This is a genomic window from Luteitalea pratensis (genome assembly GCF_001618865.1).
GTDB classification, from domain to species: domain Bacteria; phylum Acidobacteriota; class Vicinamibacteria; order Vicinamibacterales; family Vicinamibacteraceae; genus Luteitalea; species Luteitalea pratensis.
In genome coordinates, this window is record NZ_CP015136.1 from 7,108,882 (window position 1) to 7,130,612 (window position 21,731).

19 protein-coding genes are annotated in these 21,731 nt (G+C 67.7%); 7 read left to right on the forward strand and 12 right to left on the reverse strand.

Going from position 1 to position 21,731, the window contains the following annotated elements; all coding sequences use genetic code 11:
• Nucleotides 1-33 precede the first annotated feature (33 nt).
• Genes hpnE through hpnC form a run of 3 tightly spaced genes read right to left on the reverse strand, consistent with a single transcriptional unit; the run spans nt 34 to nt 3,216 of the window.
• Nucleotides 34-1,374, reverse strand: coding sequence for a hydroxysqualene dehydroxylase HpnE (gene hpnE / locus LuPra_RS29900; RefSeq protein WP_110174929.1), 1,341 nt, complete (start codon nt 1,372-1,374; stop codon nt 34-36).
• Nucleotides 1,371-2,288, reverse strand: a complete 918-nt coding sequence (gene hpnD / locus LuPra_RS29905) for a presqualene diphosphate synthase HpnD (protein ID WP_234800618.1) — start codon at nt 2,286-2,288, stop codon at nt 1,371-1,373. The genes hpnE and hpnD overlap by 4 nt, the downstream gene beginning before the upstream one ends.
• A 37-nt stretch (nt 2,289-2,325) precedes the next feature.
• Nucleotides 2,326-3,216, reverse strand: a complete 891-nt coding sequence (gene hpnC / locus LuPra_RS29910; protein ID WP_157899856.1) for a squalene synthase HpnC — start codon at nt 3,214-3,216, stop codon at nt 2,326-2,328.
• A 129-nt stretch (nt 3,217-3,345) separates the two neighbouring features.
• Here hpnC and LuPra_RS29915 point away from each other — a divergent pair, with 129 nt between their 5' ends.
• A complete protein-coding gene (locus LuPra_RS29915; protein ID WP_234800619.1) occupies nt 3,346-4,035 on the forward strand; it encodes an A/G-specific adenine glycosylase in 690 nt (229 codons plus the stop codon).
• A 240-nt stretch (nt 4,036-4,275) separates the two neighbouring features.
• On the opposite strand, the gene LuPra_RS29920 is transcribed toward LuPra_RS29915, so the two are convergent.
• Genes LuPra_RS29920 through ygfZ form a run of 3 tightly spaced genes read right to left on the reverse strand, consistent with a single transcriptional unit; the run spans nt 4,276 to nt 6,337 of the window.
• Nucleotides 4,276-4,944, reverse strand: a complete 669-nt coding sequence (locus LuPra_RS29920; protein WP_110174166.1) for a TMEM175 family protein — start codon at nt 4,942-4,944, stop codon at nt 4,276-4,278.
• Nucleotides 4,941-5,348, reverse strand: a complete 408-nt coding sequence (locus LuPra_RS29925; RefSeq protein ID WP_110174167.1) for a (deoxy)nucleoside triphosphate pyrophosphohydrolase — start codon at nt 5,346-5,348, stop codon at nt 4,941-4,943. The genes LuPra_RS29920 and LuPra_RS29925 overlap by 4 nt, the downstream gene beginning before the upstream one ends.
• A complete protein-coding gene (gene ygfZ, locus LuPra_RS29930; protein ID WP_110174168.1) occupies nt 5,348-6,337 on the reverse strand; it encodes a CAF17-like 4Fe-4S cluster assembly/insertion protein YgfZ in 990 nt (329 codons plus the stop codon). The genes LuPra_RS29925 and ygfZ overlap by 1 nt, the downstream gene beginning before the upstream one ends.
• A 95-nt stretch (nt 6,338-6,432) precedes the next feature.
• Between ygfZ and LuPra_RS29935 the strand changes: the two genes are divergently transcribed.
• Entirely contained in the window at nt 6,433-8,046 is a 1,614-nt protein-coding gene (locus LuPra_RS29935) for an alpha/beta hydrolase family protein (RefSeq protein ID WP_157899857.1), read from the forward strand.
• A gap of 24 nt (nt 8,047-8,070) precedes the next feature.
• Here the strand turns inward: LuPra_RS29935 and LuPra_RS29940 are convergent, their stop codons facing one another.
• The 3 genes from LuPra_RS29940 to LuPra_RS29950 are packed head-to-tail and all read right to left on the reverse strand — an operon-like array spanning nt 8,071 to nt 11,920.
• Nucleotides 8,071-9,417 (reverse strand): ABC transporter permease, encoded by a 1,347-nt coding sequence (locus LuPra_RS29940; protein ID WP_110174170.1) that lies wholly within the window; start codon nt 9,415-9,417, stop codon nt 8,071-8,073.
• 7 nt (nt 9,418-9,424) lie between these two features.
• A complete protein-coding gene (locus LuPra_RS29945; protein WP_110174171.1) occupies nt 9,425-10,720 on the reverse strand; it encodes an ABC transporter permease in 1,296 nt (431 codons plus the stop codon).
• A gap of 3 nt (nt 10,721-10,723) precedes the next feature.
• Nucleotides 10,724-11,920 carry an efflux RND transporter periplasmic adaptor subunit gene (locus LuPra_RS29950; protein ID WP_110174172.1) on the reverse strand — a complete coding sequence of 399 codons (1,197 nt, stop codon included), beginning with the start codon at nt 11,918-11,920 and terminating at the stop codon, nt 10,724-10,726.
• 535 nt (nt 11,921-12,455) lie between these two features.
• Here LuPra_RS29950 and LuPra_RS29955 point away from each other — a divergent pair.
• Both LuPra_RS29955 and LuPra_RS29960 read left to right on the forward strand, forming a co-directional pair.
• Nucleotides 12,456-13,643 (forward strand): Re/Si-specific NAD(P)(+) transhydrogenase subunit alpha, encoded by a 1,188-nt coding sequence (locus tag LuPra_RS29955; RefSeq protein ID WP_110174173.1) that lies wholly within the window; start codon nt 12,456-12,458, stop codon nt 13,641-13,643.
• A gap of 18 nt (nt 13,644-13,661) precedes the next feature.
• Nucleotides 13,662-13,994: an FHA domain-containing protein gene (locus LuPra_RS29960; RefSeq protein WP_110174174.1), complete on the forward strand. Its 333-nt coding sequence runs from the start codon at nt 13,662-13,664 to the stop codon at nt 13,992-13,994.
• A 42-nt stretch (nt 13,995-14,036) separates the two neighbouring features.
• Here LuPra_RS29960 and LuPra_RS29965 read toward each other — a convergent pair whose 3' ends face one another.
• Complete coding sequence (locus tag LuPra_RS29965; RefSeq protein WP_110174175.1) at nt 14,037-16,763, reverse strand: protein kinase domain-containing protein; 2,727 nt, start codon at nt 16,761-16,763, stop codon at nt 14,037-14,039.
• A gap of 209 nt (nt 16,764-16,972) precedes the next feature.
• Entirely contained in the window at nt 16,973-17,620 is a 648-nt protein-coding gene (locus LuPra_RS29970; RefSeq protein ID WP_110174176.1) for an MBL fold metallo-hydrolase, read from the reverse strand.
• Between LuPra_RS29970 and LuPra_RS29975 the strand changes: the two genes are divergently transcribed.
• The gene (locus tag LuPra_RS29975; protein ID WP_110174177.1) at nt 17,619-18,572 is read left to right on the forward strand and encodes a threonine ammonia-lyase; all 954 of its coding nucleotides are present in this window, start codon (nt 17,619-17,621) and stop codon (nt 18,570-18,572) included. The genes LuPra_RS29970 and LuPra_RS29975 overlap by 2 nt on opposite strands.
• 160 nt (nt 18,573-18,732) lie before the next feature.
• Nucleotides 18,733-19,956: an MFS transporter gene (locus tag LuPra_RS29980; protein ID WP_110174178.1), complete on the forward strand. Its 1,224-nt coding sequence runs from the start codon at nt 18,733-18,735 to the stop codon at nt 19,954-19,956.
• Nucleotides 19,957-20,156: 200 nt separating this feature from the next.
• Here LuPra_RS29980 and LuPra_RS29985 read toward each other — a convergent pair whose 3' ends face one another.
• On the reverse strand, nt 20,157-20,870 hold the full coding sequence (locus LuPra_RS29985) for an SDR family oxidoreductase (RefSeq protein ID WP_110174179.1): 714 nt from the start codon (nt 20,868-20,870) through the stop codon (nt 20,157-20,159).
• 48 nt (nt 20,871-20,918) lie between these two features.
• Between LuPra_RS29985 and LuPra_RS32425 the strand changes: the two genes are divergently transcribed.
• Nucleotides 20,919-21,731 (forward strand): hypothetical protein, encoded by an 813-nt coding sequence (locus tag LuPra_RS32425; protein ID WP_162472862.1) that lies wholly within the window; start codon nt 20,919-20,921, stop codon nt 21,729-21,731.

The window sequence follows — 21,731 nt, forward strand, 5'->3', positions numbered from 1 at the left end:
ACGCGGCCCCGTCGAATTGTAGCGCGAGGGGCCTCAGGCGACTGCGGCAGCCGCGGCGTGGCCCGACACGACGGCGCCTTCGATCGTTGCCGGCAGGCCGGTGGCGGTCCAGTCACCTGCCAGCAGGAGGCCATCCACGGCGGTCCGGGTGCCAGGCCTCGGCGGCTCGCCAGCGGCCAGCGAGAACGTCGCGTTCGGCTCACGCACGACCCTGATACGCTGGACTTTCGCCTGGCGGAGGTCCGGTAACGCGTCACGCGCTTCCGCCAGCGCAAGGTCGGCCAGTTCATCGTTGCTTTGGCGCAGCACGGCGTCTGCGTCGCTGGCGACCAGCGTGAAGTGCGACGCCGTCTCCCCGAACGCCCAGCGCTTGTCGAACATCCACTGGAACGTGCGCTCCGGCAGGCCGACGAACGGCGATGGCATCGTTCCACGCTCCAGCCACAGATTCACGGACACGATGGACGAGGACGCGCGGGTGGCCTCCCGGGCGACGAGCTCGCCAAGCGCGCCCTGCTCGCTGCCCCGAAGCACTCCGGCCAACCCGAACCACGGCACCGCCACGATCACGTTCGCCGCGCGGACCGACGTGCCTCGCGTGTCCACATATCCGACGCGGTCGCCCGCGACGACGACGCGCGACAGCGCATCGAGCTTGATCTGGCCGCCGCGGGCCTCGAGATACGCGCGCGCCGGCTCGCCGAACACCTGATGGAGCGGACGGGCCGGCACGCCGAGGGCCGCATCGGACCTGTCGTCGCTGAAGATCTGCCCGAGAACCCGCACGAACGGCTCGGCCAGTGCCTGCGCGGCCGACTGGTTGAGGGCGGCGATGGCGAGCGGCTCCCACAGCAGTGCGATCAGCCGCGGCGTCTGTCCGTTGCGTGCGAGCCAGGCCGCAACCGTTTCGCCAGGCTGCACCGGAACCGGCTCTCCGTGCGTGATCACTCGCCTGGCGGCCTTGAGGCCACCCGTGATGCGCGTCGCCGCGAGGCGATCGGCCCAGGACAGGGCCTTCCATCGCAGCAGGCCGCCAGCCAGATGCAAGGGCGGGCGCCAGTCCGGGCACTCGAGGCGGCTGATCGCGCCGTGCTTGTCGACGCACGTGAAGGCGAGCCGCTTCTGGAACTGCACGGCGTCGGCGGCACCGACCCGAGCCAGATAGCGTCGGGTCTCGTGGTAGCAGCCCATCAGGACGTGCTGGCCGTTGTCGACGTATTCGCCGGATTCACGATCGAGGAAGGCGGTGGCGCGACCCCCGAGCTGGCCCCGGGCCTCGAGCACGAGCACCCGCGCGCCGCGCTCGGCCAATGCGCTCGCGGCGGCCAGGCCGGCGCAGCCTGCCCCGATGACGATCACGTCTGGCGACGTCATTTTGCGACGCGCAGCCCACCCGACGCGGACGAGGAGGCCATGGTGCGCATCCACGTGCCCAGGGCGAGTCGGGCCTTGTGGAACCCGGGAACGCGCACGCGTCCCGCGAACACGTCGTACTCCCGCGCGGCGATGCGGGTCAGCAGATCGCGATAGATCGCGCCCATGATGCGGGCCGCCACGAGCCGTCGCGCATCTTCTGGTGGCAACGCGGCCTCGGCGCGAGCGAACTGCTCGCGGGCGCGCAGGGCCTGCCGTTCGAGCAAAGCCGAAATCGCCGGCGTCAGTCGCCCCGCCCTCAGGTCGCCTTCGGTCACGCCGTGCGCCGCAAGCTCGTCGAGCGGCAGGTACAGGCGGCCGCGGGCCAGATCGGAAGGGACGTCGCGAAGGATGTTGGTCAACTGGAGGGCCAGGCCGAGTTCCTCGGCGTAGCGGCGGGTGCCGGGATTCCGGTAGCCGAAGATCTCGATGCAGATGAGGCCGACCGTGGACGCGACCTTGTAGCAGTAGGCCCGCAGGTCGCAGAAGGTGGCAAAACGCGTCGGCTCGAGGTCCATCGCGCAGCCGTCGATCAGTTGCTCGAACGGCAACCGTTGTACGGGAAAGCGGCGGACCACTCGTTGCAGCGCGTCCCCCTGCGGTGTGCGCGGACGACCACCATCGAAGCAGGCGGTCACTTCCTCGCGCCAGCGTTGCAGTCCCGCCGCGCGCTCCGCCAGCGGCCGCTCCTCGTGCTCGTCCACCTCATCGTCCACGGCCCGGCAGAAGTCCCAGACGGCCGTAATTGCTTCTCGGCGATCGGCGGACAGGGCCAGGAACGATAAGGCGAAGTTGGTGTCGCGACCCACAGTGACGGGATCGATTCTAGCAACCTGCGGGGATGGTAGGGCCGGCTCTCCGAGCCCGGCCTTCACCGTGGCAATGATTGGGGCCCCGTTCGGAGAACGGGCCCTACCCTGATCGCCACCGGATCGCCCCGATCGCGATACGCATGAGGTCAGCCCACGTCAGCACCGGACGCTCGTGGAGCGATCGGCGACGTACCTCGAGGGTCTTGCGCAGGATGGTCGTGCCTCCAAGCCACGTCGCCCGGAGTTCGTAGCGCAGCCGGCCGTGCACGGCATCGCAGACCGGCCGGCCCTCATCGAAGAGCGCGTTCGTCCTTGCGCCGAGCTCATCGATCACGCGCGCCCACGCCGCGTCCACGCCCCCGCCATCGAGGGCATGCAGGTCCGCGCCGTACTCATGCAGCAGCTCCGAGGGCACGTAGAGTCGATTCCGGGTCCGCCAGTCGTCTCCAAGGTCCTGCCAGAAGTTGGCGAGCTGGAGCGCGGTGCACACGGCATCCGACTGCCGCGCCGATTCCTCGTCGCGCACGCCGGCGATCCCCAGCACCAGGCGTCCCACCGGGTTGGCGGACCGGCGACAGTAGTCGAGGACCGAGTCCCAGGTTTCGTAACGCGTCGTGGTCACGTCCTGTGCGAACGCGGAGAGCAGGTCGTCGAACAACTGTGGATCTATACGGCAGCGTGTGATGGTGTCGTGCACCGCGATGAAGGTGGCTCGGACGTCCTCGGCCGGAACCTGGCCCACTCCGGTCGCCGCGGTCATCGAGGCAGGGGGTCGCTGGCGCAACACACGCCACTGCTCGATCCACTCGAGCCGCCGCGCCTGGGGAATGTCGCCCTCGTCGGCGAAATCGTCGGCGGCACGGGCAAACGCATAGACCGCGGCGACGTGCGGCCGCATCTGTCCCGGCAGCAGCCGCGACGCCACCGGAAAGTTCTCGTAGTGCGCCGTCGCCACCTGCTGGCACCGCGCATAGGCCTGCTCGAGGGTCATGCTTGATGCTTGATGCCTGATGCCTGATGCCTGATGCCTCATGCCTAGCCCCTGTCAGCGATGGCCTTTTGGCCTTTGACGTTAAGCATCAGGCACTAGGCATGAGGCATTAGGCATTACATTGGTGCCGTGCCACGCAAGACCGGGCCGCTGTTGCCGCTGCCCGACGCGCCCGCCAGACGACGATTCCGTACCACGCTGCTGGCCTGGTACAGGGCCCAGGGGCGCGACCTTCCCTGGCGCCGCACGCGCGATCCGTACCACATCCTCGTCTCCGAGATCATGCTGCAGCAGACGCAGGTCGACCGCGTGTTGCCCAAGTATCACGAGTGGCTGGGCAAGTACCCGTCGTTCGAGGCCCTGGCCGCGGCGGCCGAGGACGACGTGGTGCAGACATGGCGACCGCTCGGCTACAACATCCGTCCGCGGCGCCTGCAGTCCATCGCCCGCGAGGCGGTTTCCAACCACGGCGGTCAGTTGCCGTCCGACGAGGCCACGCTGCTGTCGTTCAAGGGCATCGGCGCCTACACGGCCGGGGCGGTCATGAGCTTCGCGTTCGGCAAGCGCGCCGCGATCCTCGACACCAACGTCGCCCGGGTCCTGTTTCGCGTGTTCGTGGGCGAGGGTGAGCCCAAGTCGCACGCGATGCTGAAGCATCTGTGGGAGTTGTCGCGGGCCGTGCTCCCGCACAAGCACGTGTTCGATTTCAACCAGGCGCTCATGGACTTCGGTGCGACGGTTTGCACCGCGCGCAAGCCGCAGTGCCTCTACTGTCCGATGCGGAAGCGTTGCGCCTATCGCAACGGCGCGTCGACCTAAAGGTCGACGTCTACAGCCCATTCATCGCCTCGACCGCGTCGATGTGAAGGTCAAGCGCTCGTAGCGTCGACCTGAAGGTCGACGTCCACAGCCCATCTTCCGCTGGAGAAAGCCTCCAGATCGACGGGACGGAGCAGTGGCGACGTCCGGCCCGATTGCGACGGCTCCGCCGGCGACTGTAGCCGCCGACCTTCAGGTCGGCGGAGCCGGCAGGTACGTGTCGGTCGGCGGCACGCCGATTCACACCGCGCTGCTGCCCGGTCGCGGCGCCATGAACCGGTGATACACAAAATGGGCCGGCCCGATCAGGGCGTAGGTGAAGCCGGCGGCCGCCGGCGCCCAGATCGCCGGCACGCGTGCCAGCGCCACCGAACTCAGGCCGATGACGACGTAGACCAGACATGCGCCGAGGTGGACGTCAAGTTGCTGGAGGTCGACGCTGCCGTCGCTCTCGACGCGCAGGAAACGGCGCGCCCGCCAGTGCAACGCCGCCAGCAGCAGGAAGACCGCGACGAAGCCGATGCCGTACATCGACATCAGGCTCGGCATCTGTTCGCCCGTCACGGCTTCCGGCCGGCCACCGAACATCACCCCATGCGGCCCCACCAGCATCGTCATCAGGAACTTGAGCGGGAACACGTAGAAGAGCACCACGAACAGCAGCAGGCCGTTCATCCAGATCGTGACGCCATCGTGGATCCCGTAGCGCCGGAAGAAGTTGTGATGCTCCTGCCAGATCAGCAGGAGGATCGCGAACGAAGCTGCGAAGGCGGGCAGCGCACGCACGGTGCCCATCATGTCGTCGTAGGTGCGTGGCACCTCGAGCGACACGACCAGCAGGGTGAGTGCGAAGCCGAAGACAGCATCGCTGAAGGCTTCGATCCGTGTCACGTCACGAGAGACGGTCATTCGTGTACCTCAGGAGCACGATCCGTTGCCGTCAGCATCGCCACCAGGTCCGCGTCCGCTTCAGGGAGGTACAGCGCCTCGAGTGCGTCGCGAGCGACCCATCGCATTTCCTGGCCCAGTTGCGGGAGTGGCTCACCGACAAGGCGCGCCGAGAAAAAATGCAGTTCGACATGCACGTCTGGATAGGCATGCCGTGTGGTCAACAGCAGCGGCCCCACTTCGACACCGCAGCCGAGTTCCTCGCGAATCTCGCGGACCAGCGTCGCGTCGAGGGTCTCGCCGGCCTCGGCCTTCCCCCCGGGAAACTCCCACCGGCCTCCCAGGTGCGTGTCCACGGCTCTCCGTGTCAACAGGAACGCATCGTCACGTTCGATCACCGCGGCGCTGACCACGACGTCGCGCATCAGGGGAGTTTCCGGACGGTCGCCTCGTCGGCGCCGATGCGGACGAGCGCGCCCGGTTCGGTGGCGTCGCGGTGCAGCATCGCCATCGCAAGCAGACCACCGCGCGCTGGCGACCAGCACGCGCTGGTGACATGCCCGACGACACGATCACCGAGATGGACACTTTCGCCGCCGCTCCACACCGCGCCGTCCTGCGCGTGCGGCGTGTGCTCTACCCAGACCAGGCGACGGGCGACGCGTCCGCCGCCGCGATGCAGGATCCGAATCACGACTTCCTGTCCGACGTAGCAGCCCTTGTCGAAGCTGATGCCGCGTGACTCGATGCCGGCTTCGAGGGGGATGGTGTCCTCATGCATGTCCACGCCGTAACGAGGCCGGCCGGCCTCGATCCTCACTGTCTCGAGCAGACGTTCGCTGGCCAGCGGGACGCGCGCCTGGAGCCACGTCCGCCAGATGCCGAGGCTCTCCTGCGGCGCAAACAGGTCGAACGCCGGGACGCCGAATTCCCGGGAGGCGGCAACGAGGGCTCCCGGCACCCCGACGGCGAGATGGGCGTGTTCGGGGAGCGCGCCGAGCGTGGCGAGCGCGGCTCCCGTGCAGGCGGAGGCGGACGCAGCCGCCGCCGGTCCCAGCACGGTGAGGCAACCCAGGGTCTCGGTGACGTCGGTGACCGTGACGTCTTCCATGATCACGAACTGATCGAGACGCGCCAGGAGCGACGCCCGTGCGCTGGCGGCCGTCTCGAGCACGTACGTGTCGTCCCGGCGGAAGACGCGCACATCCGCGATCATGCGGCCTTGCGGCGTCAGGTAGGCGGCATAGGTGCCTTGCCCGGGCTGGAGTCCCTTGACGTCCTGGGTGAGCAGGCCCTGGAGCCAGTCGGTGGCGTCGGGACCGCGCACCTCGAGGCGCGCGTCGCGCGTGCTGCGGTCCGCCCACACGGCGTCCTCATGGACCGTGCGGTACTCGGTGTCGAAGGTCACGGCCATTCCCGGGCTGATATCCTGAGCAAATGCGAGCAGTCCTTCGCCATTGTACGTGGCTCCCCGTACTCGTCGCCTTGCTGCTCCGTAGTGCTCCGGCCATGGCCCAGGCCGCACCGGACGAGCGCTGGACCGCCGCCTACCGGATCGTGGTGCAGGGGCGCAACGTCGGGTCCGAGCAGGTCACGGTGGTGCGCGACGCCTCCGGGACGACCATCCGATCGTCCGGGGGGATCGCGGGCGGCGGCTATGTGCTGCGCTCCGCCGAATTCGTGTACGGCCCGTCCGGCGCGCCGCTGCGCATGCGCACCGAAGCACGCCTCAAGGATCAAACCGTGGCGATCGCGACGGTCGTGGCCGATGGCAAGGCGACCAGCAAGGTCACCCAGGGGGAAACGGCCAGCCAGCTCACCCACGATGTCGCGAGCAATGCCGTCTTCCTCCCCAACAACGTCTTTGCCGCCGCCCAGGGCCTTGCCTATCGCGTCGTCACGATGGCGGCCGGGTCCACGGTGCCGCTCTACGTCGTGCCGCAGGCGCAGGTAGTGGCAACGCTTTCGGCCGTCGCCGACGAGCGCTTGCAGACGGCGGCTGGCATGTACGAGGTGCGACGGCACGTGCTCGACTTCGACAACGCCGGCACACCGATGGTGCTGATGCTCTGGGCCGAGAAGGCTACCGGCAGGCTGATCCGCTATTCGATCGCGGCCGCCGGCGTCGACGTGGTGCGGGAAGACCTCACGAGCGTCTTCACGCGTGAGGTCAAGGAATTCAGGGAGAACGACCAGACCCTGCTCGTTCCCGCGGTCGGGTTCAGCCTGGGCGCGACGATTTCGCGGCCGGCGGGCAAGGCCGCCCCCGGAAAGAAGGACAAGAACATCGAGAAACTGCCGGCCATCGTCCTCGTCGGCGGCTCGGGCAACATCGATCGCGACACCATCGCCCATGGCATCCCGGTGATGGGCCAGCTCGCTGGACAACTGGCGGACGCCGGCTACCTCGTCGTGCGGTACGACAAGCGTGGCGTGGGCCAGAGCGGTGGCCGCGCCGAGTCGGCAACCCTGGCCGACTACGCCGACGACGTCCTGAGCGTCGTCGGCTGGCTGCGCAAGCAGAAGGACGTCGACGGCCGTCGCGTCTACGTCGTCGGCCACAGCGAGGGCGGCGCCGTGGCCCTCATTGCCGCGACCCGCGCCGAGGACATCAAGGCGGTGGTGACACTCGCGGCGCCCGGTACGAAGGGCACCGATCTGGTGCTCGAGCAGCAGCGCCAGGCCCTCGACGGGCTCACGATCGGCGACGACGAGAAGCAACGTCGCGTCGAACTGCAGAAGCAGATCATGAATGCGGTGCTCACCGGACAGGGCTGGGAGGGCGTCCCGGAGGCTACGCGCAAGCAGGCCGATACGGCGTGGTTCCGGAGCGTCCTGCAATGGGATCCCGAGCCCGTGGTCAGGAAGGTGGACCAGCCGCTCCTGATCATGCACGGCGCCCTGGACAGGCAGGTGCCGGTCGCGAACGCGGAACTGCTCAACGGCCTGGCGGCGAAACGCAAGAAGGGGCCCGGGACCCTGACCATCGTGCCCGGCATCAACCACCTGCTGGTGCCGGCAAAGACCGGCGACATCGCGGAGTACGGGAGTCTGTCGGCCGAGAAGGTCAGCCCTCTCGTCGCCACCCAGATCTCTGACTGGTTGAAGCAACTGCCTCGCTGAGCGTTAGGCGTCAGGCGTTAAGCGTTACTCGTACCGTAGCGCCTCGATCGGGTCCATGCGCGAGGCGCGCAGCGCGGGTAGCAGGCCCGCGATGATGCCGACGACCATCAGGATCGCCGTACAGATGCCGAGCAGTTCAAGCGACAGCACCAGGTGGATGTCGGTCTGACGCGTCATGTCGTCGAGCAACTCGGCCAGGAAGGGCCGCGGGCTGAACATCCACACCATGACCCAGGAGGCCGCCACGCCTGTGGCGCCACCGAGGAACGTGATGAAGAACGCCTCCACGAGGAACTGCATCAGGATCTCGCGGCGGCGAGCGCCGAGGGCCTTGCGAATGCCGATCTCGCGCGTGCGCTCGGTGACCGACACGAACATGATGTTCATGATCCCGACGCCGCCAATCGTCAGCGTCAGCACGCCGATGAAGGTGAGCACCACCTTCAGGCCATTGGTGATGCCGTTGATCGTGGCCATGTTCTCGACCGAGTCGTTGATGTTGATGGCGCGCTCGTCGGCGGCCTGGAACCGATACTTCTTGGCAAGGACTTCCCGCACCTGACGCAGTGCCTTCTCCTGCTGCATCGGGTTCATCGTCTGGAAGACGAGCGTGGCCACGTAGGTCGTGTCCTGCAGTTCTCCCATCGTCGTCCACGGGATGAATGCACAGTACTTGTCGGGGGAGAAGTACGAGGACATCTGGACCTTGTCCTCCATGACGCCGACGACTTCGAACGGGCGGTTGGCGATGCGAACGGTCTGGCCCACAGCCTGCTGGGCGCCGAACAGCTTGCGCGCGACTTCGTAGCCCAGGAAGACGACGCGGCGACGGTCGGCGACGTCTTCATCGCTCAGCCACCGGCCCTGCCCGTTGCCAGGCCGTTCACCGCGCATCGCGCCGTAGGCGACATTGACGCCACGGATCGCGTACGTGTTCGACTTGTCGGCATAGGTCATCGGCAGCCGGTTGATGTACTCCGGACTCGCCATCTTGACCATCGGCAATTCGGACATCAGCGCCACGTCCTCGGGCTTCAGCCGGATGCGGCGGCCGGCGCGCTGACCGCCGGCCTGCATGCTCGTCTGGCCGGGCCAGATGACGGCCACGCCCTCGCCGAAGGCGTTTCGGAAGCCGACCATCAAAGCATCCTGGAAGCCGTTGCCATAGGCGAGTAACATCACCACCGACACAATGCCCCATGAAATGCCGAGCATCGAGAGCCCGGCGCGCAGTCTGTTGCGGGAGACGCCATAAGCAGCCTCACGCACGACCTCCTTGCACATCTGGATCGTGCGGGCGCCGCCTCGCACGCGTGGTGCCGAGGTCACCGGCAGCGCAGAATCGAGAGCAGCAATGTCTGGTGGTGTCATCGCGGACTCACATCTCGTAGCGGAGGGCTTCGGTCGGCGGCAACTGTGCCGCTTTGCGGGCAGGCAGCGTGGACGAGACGACGCCGATCACGACCAACGAACCCAGGGCGAGCAGCGCATTGGACCAGGTGATGACCATTCCGGAAAAGCGAATCGGCAACGTGGCGTACACATTGACCGCCGTACACAGCCCGACGCCGATCAGCATCCCGAGACCGCCGCTGATCATTGTCAGGAAGAAGCCTTCAAGGAAGAACTGCCGCTGAATCGCCGCGGTGGTGGCGCCGAGCGCCTTGCGCACGCCGATTTCGCGCGTGCGATCCCGGACGGCAATCAACATGATGTTCATGACGCCGATGCCACCGAGCGCGAGTGTCACGAGCCCGACGACGCGGAAGAACGCGGCCATCGCCGAGATCATGCGGTCGAAGAACATCGTCTGCAGCGAGGTGTCCCACACGCTGATGGCGTAGCGGTCCTCCGGGTTGAACTCCTTGCGGCGCGCGAGGATCTCCCGGATCTCCCGCTGGAGCGGCCAGTCGATGTCCGCGACGCGGCCGGTGCGTGACGTCAGTGTGCTTTCGAGGCTGTCGACGACTTCCTGGCGCGGCATGACGATCAACTGGCTCAGGCTGCCCGCCGGCGCGTCGGGCCGCGGGAAGTACTTCGACATCACGGCAAACGGGATGAACAGCTTGTTGTTGTCGGGCCCGCTGTAGTTGCTGTCCTGATCCTTGCGCCGGATGCGCCCGACGATCTTGAACGGCGTGCCGTTGACGAGCACCTGCTCGCCCACCGGCTCGCGATCGCCGAACAGCTGCTTGCTCATCTCCCAGCCGATGACACCGACCTGGCTCTCATTCTCCTCGTCGGACCAGTTGAGCTGACGGCCGCGATCGACCTCGATCGTGCGCATGAACATGTAGGGCGGTTCGACGCCGTGTACCGTGACCGCGGCCTCGTTGTACGCGCTCTTGACCTTCGTGCCGCGCTGGATCTCCGGGCTCACCATACTCACGAGGCGGCCCTGCGTCTTGATCGCGCGGGCATCGTCGGCCGTCAGGTTGAGGAGACGGCCAGCGCGTTCGCCCCCGGCCTGCATCGTGGTGCGCGATGCCCAGACGATGCTCATGTTGCGGCCGAACTCGCGCAACACCGCCTCGTTACCGCGCTGGAAACCCTCGCCCATCGCCGAGAGGACGACGATCGATACGATGCCCCACATGATGCCGAACATCGTGAGGAAACTCCGGAGCTTGTTGGCCCGGAGGTTGTCGAGCGCCTGCAGGAACGATTCCTTCATGGCCTAGGCCGGAAGGATGACGCGGTCGCCCTTCTTCACGCCCTCGAGCAACTGGGCGCGGGTGCCATTGCTGATGCCCACCTTGACCTGCACCTTGCGACGTCCCGTCGGCTCGTTCGGATCGAACAGGTCCACCGACGCCTTGCGCTCCGCGTCGTAGCTGATCGCCGCCTCGGGCACGATCAGCGAGTTCGGCCGCTCCTCGAGGATGATCTCGGCGTTGGCCGTCATGTTCGCCTTCAGTTCGTTGCCGGGATTGTCGATCGAGACCTTCACCTCGAACGTCGTGACGTTGTCCTTCTCGGCGCCCATCGGCGAGATGAGCGTCACGCGGCCGTCGAACTTCTTGTCCTTGAAGGTCTCGACGCTGATGCGCGCGTGCTGCTCGTACCTGACCTGGCCGATGTCGGCCTCGTCCACCTTGCCGCGCACGAACACTTCCTTGATGTCGCCGAGCGTCATCACCAGCGTCGCGTTGGCGCCGAGGTTGAGGATCGACGAGACCGGGCTGCCGATCTCGATGTCGCGGGTCAGCACCATGCCGGCAATAGGCGCACGGATGGTCGCGTTGCGAAGCTGCTCTTCGGACCGCTCGAGGTTGGCGCGCGCCTGCGCCACCTGGGCCGCAGCTTCCGACACCTTCGCCTGCGCCACGACCAGCTGTCCCTTGGCGACCTTCTGGCGGTTCATCGCCAGTTCATACGCACTCTGGGCGGTGTCGAATTCCGACTGGGCCACGAGCTTCTGGGCGGCGAGATCCTCGGCCCGCTTCGCCGCACGCTTGGCGTACTCGACGTCCGGACCCTCGGCCTCGAACTTGTTCTTCTCGAGCTGCGCCTTCGCGGCCAGCAGCGCCGCGTCGGCGGCCTGGACGTTGGCGCTCGCTTCCCGCACCTGCGCGAGGAGGTTCTCCTTGTCGAGCTCGACGAGAATGTCGCCGGCCTTGACGACGTCGCCGACGTCGAAGTGCAGGCGCTCGATGATTCCGTTGGCCTTCGACTTGATCTCGACCTTCGAGATCGGCTCGACCTTGCCCGTAGCTACCACCGAGCGGACCATCGTGTCCTGCTCGACCGTCGCCAGCCGTGACGGCTCGAAGGTCGCCTTGGCCGGGTTCATCCCCGACCAGACGTAGAGCCCGCCGCCGGCGACGAGCGCCCCGAGCGTGAGCATTCCAAGCCGCTTGTTCATCTTGGTCATCAAAATCTCTCCGCAGTGGCCCGAGTGGCCGCCTGTGCCGAACGCTGTACTTGGACGGAGCGCCTCGGCCGGGAGTTCACCCGCCTTCGCCGCTTCGCGGCGACGGCGCGACAAGCCCGCTGACGCGCATCGGGCTACGGCGCCACAAGATCGCTTCGTCCCACTGGGCTACGGCCATCGAACGGAGGCGTCGACCTGCCTCTAACAACGGAAAACGATCTCCAATGGTTAACGGGGTGCGACTGGGAAAGGCAAAAGGGCGAAAAGGACAAAAAGGGCAAAAAGGCAGAGTCGAAGGCAGCTGGATCGGCTACAGGTGTCCAATGTGAGGGACAAAGCAACAAAGGTAGGCCTCAAGACGCGCCTAGAACGCCGACGACGATCGAAAGATCCCCACGCGCACCGCTTACGGTGTAACGCCTTCTTCGATCCTTGTCTCCCTTGCACTTTCCTCGCCCTTTCCCCTTCGATTCTGTCTTTTGGCCCTTTTCGCCCTTTTCGCCCTTTCTCCTTTTCTCTCCAGTACAATCGCGCGATGGTGATTGGGGTCCCGCGCGAACTGGTGCCCGGCGAAGACCGGGTCGCCCTCGTCCCTGCCAGCGTCGCCCCCCTCATCAAGTCAGGCGCGGCGGTGCTCGTCGAGCAGGGCGCCGGGGTCCGCGCCGGCTGTCCGGACGACGCGTATGCCGCCGCGGGCGCGACGCTCGTCAGCCGCGACCAGGTCTTCGCGCAGGCCGACATCCTGCTGCAGGTGCGAACGGCGGCCGCGGCGGGCACATACGGCGCCGCCGACGTCGAACGGCTGAGTTCCAGGCACACCGTGATTGGCTTTGCGGACCCGCTCGGAGCCCCCGAGACCGCCAGGGCCATGGCCGCCAGGGGCGCCACGGTCATCTCGATGGAGCTCATCCCGCGCATCACCCGGGCGCAGAGCATGGACGCCCTGTCGTCGATGGCCAACATCGCCGGCTACAAGGCGGTGCTGCTGGCCGCCGCCACCCTCCCCCGGATGTTCCCGATGATGATGACCGCCGCCGGCACGATCTCGCCGGCGCGCGTCTTCGTGATCGGGGCGGGTGTGGCCGGGTTGCAGGCGATCGCGACAGCCAAGCGCCTTGGCGCCAAGATCGAGGCGTATGACGTCCGCGCGGCCGTCAAGGAGCAGATCGAGAGTCTCGGTGCGAAATTCGTCGAACTGCCGCTCGATACCGCCGCCGCCGAGGGGCAGGGCGGGTATGCCGCGGCGCAGGACGAGTCGTTCTACAGACGTCAGCGCGAGACCATGGCGCGCGTGGTGGCCCATAGTGACGTGGTCATCACGACAGCCGCCATTCCGGGCAAGAAATCTCCCGTGCTGATCACGGCCGACATGGTCGCCTCCATGCCGCCAGGGTCGGTCATCGTCGACCTGGCCGCCGAACGTGGCGGCAATTGCGAGTTGACCGTCGCCGACGAGACCATCGTGGCCCACGGCGTGACCATCCACGGCCCGACGAACCTGCCGGCCACCGTGCCGTTCCACGCCAGCCAGCTGTATGCCAAGAACCTCACGACGCTGCTCGCCCACCTTCGCACCAAGCAGGGCGACCTCGTAATCGATCCGGCCGACGAGATCACTCGCGAGGTCCTCGTTACCCACAAGGGCGAGGTCATCGCCCCGCGCCTGCGCGAACAGCTGGGCCTGGCGCCGCTTCCGGCCCCGGTGGCCGCGGCCGCAGTCTAGGCGACAGACACACACGAGATGTGGATCCTTCGCACCGTGCAGGGGCATGAACCTGCGCTGACCTTCCGCCTCATGCCCGGCACCATCAAGACGCTCGGGCGCGCCGTCCGCGCCGATTTCATCGTCGACGCGGCGATGGTCTCGCGACTGCACTGCCGTCTCACCGCGCAGCCCACGGGTCAGCTCGAGATCGAGGATCTGCAGAGCACGAACGGCACTTACGTCAACGGCCGCCGCGTGCACAAGGCCACGCTCCTTCCCGGCGACACGCTGCGGGTCGGCCGCGTGGACCTGGTCCTCGTCCACGCACCGCTCAATCAAGTCGAAACGACGCTGGAAGCGGGAAGCTAGGACGAACGCCAAACGTCGAACGCTGACCGCGACGACACGGCGTCATCGCGTCGAGGTCGTGACACGTCGTCGCACCTCGTCGAAGAAGTTCAGCACTACAGTCGCGTGCTTCTGGGCCGGTTCCAGGGCCGCGGCCGATAGCACCGCGGCGACGCGCTGGCCGTCGGGCGCCAGATCGAACGTCGCTGTAAGCCCGAGGTATTGAATGCGCCGATCGGACCACACCCGCGGCCGTCCCGCCGCGAAGGTGTCTCCCGTCGCCGTGTACGGCACCACCATGACACGCTGATCATCCGCTCGGTAGAACAACTCGTTGGCACTTCGCGACCATACCGGATGGCTGCCGCCGCCGGTCGTGACGGGCCACTGCTTGCCGGTATCGGGGAACGCTCGCACATAGATGTCGTATCCCCCCGAGTCGGTCGACATGTAGGCCAGCCAACGCCCGTCCGGCGAGAACTCCGGATTCGGGTTGTTCGATGACGTCTGGCGGTACACGACCGGCTCACCGAGCTGCAGCCGGTCCGCGTTGACTTCGAGCCCGGCAGTCTGAATCAGGCTTCCCCGCCCAGTTGTCACTTCGAAGAATGCGAGCCGCTTGCCGTCCGGCGTGAAAGCCCCCGGGAACTGCAGGCCGTTCTGGCGCGCGGTCAGGGGCTGGGCAGGGCTCCCACCGTCGGCTCGCATCGAGAACAGACGGCCTGCGGACTGGAAGACGATGTACTGCCCATCTGGGCTCCAGCGGGGAGATGTGTTGACCCCGGACCCTCCGGCCAGGCGCACGCGCGTCCCCCGCTGCCAGTCGTACACCAGGATGTGCGAGGTGGCTCCCTGATTGACCTCGACGGCGATGCGGCTTCCGTCCGGCGACACGCGAGGGTGCTGGTACAGCGCCGGTTCGAGGCCCATCGGTGCCGTTCGTCCCGTGCGGTCAAGCCATTCCAGGACTCGGAGTGCGTCCGTGGTGCCGCTGCGGTACACCATCGTGCCGCCGGCCGACACGTCGATCTGGGCCGCTCCGAACACGGCGTTGTCGGCGACGCCCGCCATCACGGCGAATGCATCACCATGCACTTCACGCCGATCGAGGTCGAATGGCACCGCATACAGCGTCCCTTTCGACACGTAGGCAAGGTGTCCGGTAGGGAGGTAGGAGGGCGAGAGTCCTGCATTCGGGAGCACGACTTGCTGGAGGTTGCGCTCGAAGTCCATGATTCCGATGCTGGCGGATGTGTGGTTGGCGGGCGCGCTGGTCACCGTGAACAGTGCCGCCTTGCCACCCGGCAGGAAGCGCGGCCACCGATGGCCCGGTTCTCCGGGCCCCAGATTCGTCACCCGCCTGGGGGTGCCTCCGTCAGCCGACACCAGCTTTAGGACGTCGCGCGTATCCAGGGCCGCGACGATCGTTCCATCGTCGCTCCAGCTCCCGCCACGGCCGGCCGGCGCGTCGCAGAGCGTGACCGGTTCTCCGCCGGCGAGGCGGAGTTTCTTGAGTTTGCCGGCCGCGAAGAAGCCGACCCACTGCCCATCGGGAGAGAAGAATGGTGCATGGGCGCCGACGGTGCCGGGCAAGGGCGTCGCCTCCAGTTGATCGAGGCGGCGAGTCGCGAGGCCCTGAATGCCGCCGCGGTCCACGGAGGCGAACACGATGCGCGTGCCGTCAGGAGAAAGGACGGCCGACGCGCCGATGATGTCGGTACCCGCCACGGCGTCAAGGCCCAAATCGAGCGCTATGTTGATCGATGCGCGTGACGAAGGCTCGATCGGCGTTCCCCTGCCAAACCATCCAAGGGCGGCGGCCGATGCCGCAAGTATCGCGAGCGCGAGGGCCACGCTCGACCACCTGAACAGGCTGCGCCGCACGAGTGGGCTTCGAGCCGCTTCGTCCGGGGCCTCGGCGCGGCTTTCGGCAATCCATCGCAGCTCGCGTCCGACGTCGCCGATGTTCTGCCAGCGCTCGTCCGGATCTTTCGCGAGGCATCTCGCGACAACGTGATCGAGCAGCCGAGGAGCCAGTGGCTGGCGCGACGAGAGTGGCGGCGGCTGATCCCGCAGGATCGCCCCGATGACCGACGCGGCGGAGGGGCCGTCGAATGGGCGACGACCGGTCGCCATCTCGTAGACCACCGCGCCGAAGGTCCAGACGTCGCTCCGCGCGTCGGCCTCCCGGCCCTCGACCTGCTCGGGCGCCATGTAGTGCACCGTCCCGATCAGGGTCCCCGCCGCAGTGACCGGAGCTTCGGTCGCGATCTGCGTGACGCCCGGCACCACGTTCGCCTTCGATGGCGCCAATACCTTCGCCAGGCCGAAGTCCAGCAGCTTCGCCCCGGTGCTCGTCAACATGATGTTGGCGGGCTTGAGATCGCGATGCGTGATGTTGGCGCGGTGCGTGCGCTCCAGTGCGCCGGCGACTTCCAGGCCGATGCGCAGGACGTCCTCGAGCGGCAGCGGACGCCTGTTCGCGAGCCGCGCGGCCAGCGTCTGGCCCTCGAGACAGGGCATCACGAGGTACAGCATGCCGTCGCGCTCGCCGATGTCGTACACGCTGCAGATGTGTGGGTCGTCGAGGGCGGCAATGGCGCGCGCCTCGCGTTCGAAGCGTGCACGCAGGTCGGCGTCGGCGCTGCCAGCAATATCGGACGCGACCTTGAGGGCGACGGTGCGACCAAGGCGTACGTCGCGGGCGCGATACACCTCGCCCATGCCCCCGGATCCCAGGTGGCCGAGGATTTCGTACGAGCCGACTCGCTCAGCAGAGACGAGACGCATGGCGTTGGGCCAGACCGGCGCGCGCGTACAGGGACGGCGGTGGAGCCACGCGCTCGCTCCTGCCGCACTTACGCTTTCGTGCCTACCGGAATGCCCATGATGGTACCGCAGTCAGTTGGGCAGGCCGCGTGCCAGACTGGTGTCCACACTCCACGGCGTTGGCGCGATGTCGCAGCGTTCGGCGTTCGGCGTTCGACGTTCGGCATTCGTCAGCGGATGCTGGCGAGAAACGGGTTCGTCCGCCGTTCCTCTCCGATCGTCGTCGCCGGCCCGTGCCCCGGGTAGACGGTGCAGTGGTCTCCCAGCGGGAAGAGGAGGTCACGCACCGATCGCAGCAGCGTCTCGTGATCGCCGCCGGGAAGGTCCGTGCGGCCGATCGACCCTGCAAACAGAGTATCTCCAACGAAGAGGACGTCGGCGGGCTGGCCGCCCTCGCCGATCTGCAGACAGACCTGGCCCGGGCTGTGCCCCGGCGTGTGGTGGACGATGACGACGCAGTCGCCGAACGCCCACTGTGGCTGCTGATCGAACCAGGCGTCGATCGGCGGCTGCGGGTGCATGCCGATGCCGAAGGCAATGCCCTGCTGCACCGCTCGCTCGTACAGGAACAGGTCGTCCTTGTGCAGAACCAGCGGCACGGCCCATTCCGCCTTCGCCTCGTTGCATCCCGAGATGTGGTCGAGGTGCGAATGCGTCAACATGATGTAGCGGACCGTGACGCCCATTCGGCGGACAATGGCAATCAACTGTTCGACCTCGTCGCCGGGGTCGATGACGATGGCGTCGCCGGTCGCCGAGGACGCCACCACGTAGCCGTTCTTCTCGAACGGCGGCACGGCACACGATTCGATCAGCATGTTGGTCTCACTCGCTCACGTCCAGGCGGCTGCCCACCGCATCGCCGCGCACATCCGCCGAACCCCCCTGATCCACGCCGACGGCCTGTCCGAGGCGACCGGTCGGGACACGTGGCTCAAGCTGGAGTCGCTGCAGCGGACCCGTGCCTTCAAGCGACGCGGGGCGTGCAACGCTTTGCTGTCGCTCGCGGAACGCGACCCGGTCCTGCCTCCCCTGGTGACGGCCTCTGCCGGCAACCATGGGGTGGCGTTGTCCAGCGTGGCGCGTGAACTCGGGGCGCGCCTCACCATCTTCGTGCCGCGAGACGCCCCTCGCGCCAAGCTCGATCGCCTCCGGGGCGGCGGCATCACGATTGTCGCCGACTGTGTCGACTACGACGAGGCCGAGTCGCGCGCGCTCGCCGCGGCCGCCGCGGGCGACGGCGTCTTCATCTCGGCCTACAACCATCCGGACGTGATCGCCGGGGCAGGGACCGTCGCGCTCGAGATTCTCGAGGACCTGCCTGAGGCGGCAGCCATCGTCGTCCCCACCGGTGGCGGCGGCCTGCTCGCCGGCGTCGCCGCGGCCGCCGATGGGCGCGTGGCGGTGGTCGGTGTCGAACCGTCCGCGAACCAGGCCTTCACGCAGGCACTCGCAGCTGGGCACACGACGACGATCGTGCCGGGGGCCTCGCTTGCCGATGGCCTCCTTGGCAACCTCGAGCAGGACGCGCTGACATTCGAACTCGTGCGACTGGGGCGAATCCCGGTCCATCTCGTACCCGAGCCGTTCGTCGTGGAAGGCGTACGCGCCTTGTTCGCACACGAGCGGTTGGTCGCGGAGGGAGCGGGCGCCATCGCGATCGGGGCACTGCTCGCGGGTACGCTGGTCCACCTCCCCGATCCGCTCGTGCTGCTGGTCACCGGCGCCAACATCGATGCCCCCACGCTGGCCCGGGTGCTCGGCTCGTGACGTCGCCGAGCGCAGCGCGTCCCGCTGACGTGACCGCGGCGTCGGGCCGGCAACATGCGCGCATGACGCCAGCCGTGACGCGCTGCCCCGTGGGGCACGGCGGCCGCCTCCGCCGGGGCTTCGGCGCCCCGAGCGATCGGCGGCGCGCCTGGCGCGCGGCATGACGTTCACCGCGCTGCTGCTCCACAATCCGCAGTTCCGCCGCCTGTGGATCGCGCAGGTGGTGAGCCAGCTCGGCGACTGGTTCAATGCCGTCGCCGTGTACGCGTTGCTGCTCGACCTGACGGGCTCCGCGACGCTAGTCGCGGCGATGATGGTCGTGCAGTTGCTTCCGCTCGCGCTCGTCGGTCCGCTCGCCGGCGTCATCGTCGATCGCATGTCGCGTCGGACGCTGATGATCGGCGCCGACCTCGCCCGCGCCGTCCTCTTTGCCGGGCTCGTGTTCGTCAGGTCGGCCGATCAGATCTGGCTCGCGTTCGTGCTCGTCACACTCGGGGTCATCGCCACTGCGTTCTTCGAGCCGGCGCGAACGGCCATGCTGCCCGACGTGGTGCCGCGCGAGTCCCTGATCACGGCCAACGCCTTGTCGGCGGCCACGTGGGCGGTCATGCTCGCTATCGGCGCCTCGGTGGGCGGCGCGATCACGGTGCTCGTCGGGCGCGACGCGGCCTTCATCTGCAACGGCCTCTCGTTCCTTGCCTCGGCCGCTGCCTTGCGGGGCCTGCACGTCGTCGAGACGCACCACCACCAGCATCGTCTCGAAGGCACGCGGTTACGTGTTCGCGATGGGATCGACTATCTGCGGCAGCATCCGGCAACACTCGCGCTGCTCAGCATTAAGGGTGTCTGGGCCGTTGCCGGGGGGATGATGCTGCTGCTCACGGTGTTCGGGCAGCGGGTTTTCGCGACGTCACCTGGAGAAACGGCGGCGCGGGGTATCGGCGTGCTCTTCGCCGCGCGCGGTGTGGGGGCCGTGGGTGGGGCGCTACTCGCCCGGGCCGTGCAGCGCATGGACGCGCCGCGCCTGCGCGGCCTGGTGCCGTGGTGCTACGGCCTGGCCTCACTCGGCTACCTGAGCCTCGCCAACGCTCCGACACTCGCCATCGGCGCGATGTCGGTCGTCTGGGCGCACGTCTTCGGGACCTTGCTCTGGGTGCTCAGCTCGGTGCTGCTGCAGTTGGCCGTGGAGGCGCGCATTCGAGGCCGCATCTTCGCCCTGGAACTGGCGCTTCACACGTTCATGTCGGCCGCGGCGATCCTGCTCACGGGCATCGGCCTCGACCGGTTGCACATCCCGCCGCGCACGCTCGCAACCGGCCTCGGCGCCTTCTTCCTCTTCCCGGCCGTGGCCTGGGGCGTGGCACTGACCATGAAGCGTCGGTAGGGACCCATCCGCCGACCTGAAGGTCGGCGGCTACAGTCGCCGGCGAAGCCGTCAGCCTCCACCATAGTCGCCGCTGCAGGCCGTCCACTCGATCTGAAAGCTTTCTCCAGCGGAAGGAAGCCTGTAGGCGTCGACCTTTGTCGACGCGCGAACCCGCGCTAAGCGCTAGAGGCGTTCGACGCTCAGCGTTCGTCAAGGTCTCATTTCGGTTTACTGGGTCGTATTTCCACTCGGCTCGGCAGGCTGCGCTTGCTGTGGCCGAGCAGGTCGAACACCACCTGTGCCACGTCGTCGGCCGACAGCTTCCACTCGTGTTCGGGCGCGTCGCCGCCCTTCGAGAACGCGGTCTGCACCGATCCGGGCATCACGGTGGACACGCGGATGTTGTCCTGCCGCACCTCGAGCATCACCGACTCGGCAAACGCGTTGAGCCCCGCCTTGGTGGCACAGTAGGCCGCGCCGCCCGCGAACGAATTGCGCCCCGCCAGGCTGCTGATGTTGATGATCCAGCCACCGCCCCGCTGCTTCAGTGCCGGGATCGCCGCTTTCGTGCACAGGAACACGGCGGTCAGGTTGGTGGCGATCATGCGATGCCAGTCGTCCACGTTCATGTCGGCGACATTGGTGAACGTGGCGACACCCGCGTTGTTGACGAGTGTGTCGAGGCCACCGAAACGATCGACGGCGGTCCTGACGATCGCGTCGGCTACAGCCGGGTTGGCGACATCTCCCTCCACCACGGCCACGCTGGGAGCCAGTTCGGCGGCGACCGCGTCCAGGTCGGTCCGGGAACGGCCCGAAACGACGACCTTGGCACCGCGGGCCACGAACCCGCGCGCGACGGCGAGCCCGATCCCCCGTGAACCTCCGGTGACGATGGCGACATGGCCGTCGAGTTGAGGCTGGGAAGTCATGCCCCTTACACTACCGGTGTCGCGTGGCGTCTGCCACGCTTAACATTGATGCCCTTCGTCGCCATCCTCGGAGCCGGCCCGCTCGGCGGTGCCCTCGCCTATGCGCTGGCTTCGCGCGGTCGGTTCGACGAAATTCGCCTGATCGATGCCGAGAAGACCCTCGCCGCCGGCAAGGCCCTCGACATCCTGCAGTCCGGGCCCGTCGATGGCTGCAGCACCAGGGTCAAGGGCAGCACCTCGCTGGACGAGGCGGCTGGCGCATGGGTGGCCATCCTCGCCGACCCAGTCAACCCGGACCCGCTGACGCACCTTGCGGCGCTGCACCGCCGATCGCCGGACGCCATCGTCGTCTGCGCGGACGCCGGACATGGCGTGGTGATGTCGCGCGCAGTGGCGACGGGGGCTGTCGCACCCGACCGTCTCGTCGGCGCGGCTCCGCTCGCCGTGGCGAGCGCGGCACGCTCCCTGATCGCGCTCGACGTGGATCTCAGCCCGGCACTGGTCCATGTCGGCGTCAAGGCCGGAACGGCACCGGGCGCCTGCGGCATCGACTGGTCCCGGACCGCCATCGACGGTGTCGCCGCCGATGCCGCGCTGCAACGCGAGAGACAGCATCGGCTCGATCAGCGTCTCGCGGCCTCGTTTCCACCGGGCCCGCTCACGCTGGCCGCCGCAGCCGCCTCACTGGCCGAGGCGGCATGGTTCGGCGCCCGGCCGACCTTCCCCTGCTGGTGGGTGACAGACGGTGGTTCCGGTGCACCGCGCGTCGATGTGCTGCGGTTTGCTCCAGGTGGCCGCGCACGGCTGGTGACGCCGCCGGGAACCGGCGCCGGGCTCGCGGGTTCTGGCGCGGGCCGCTGA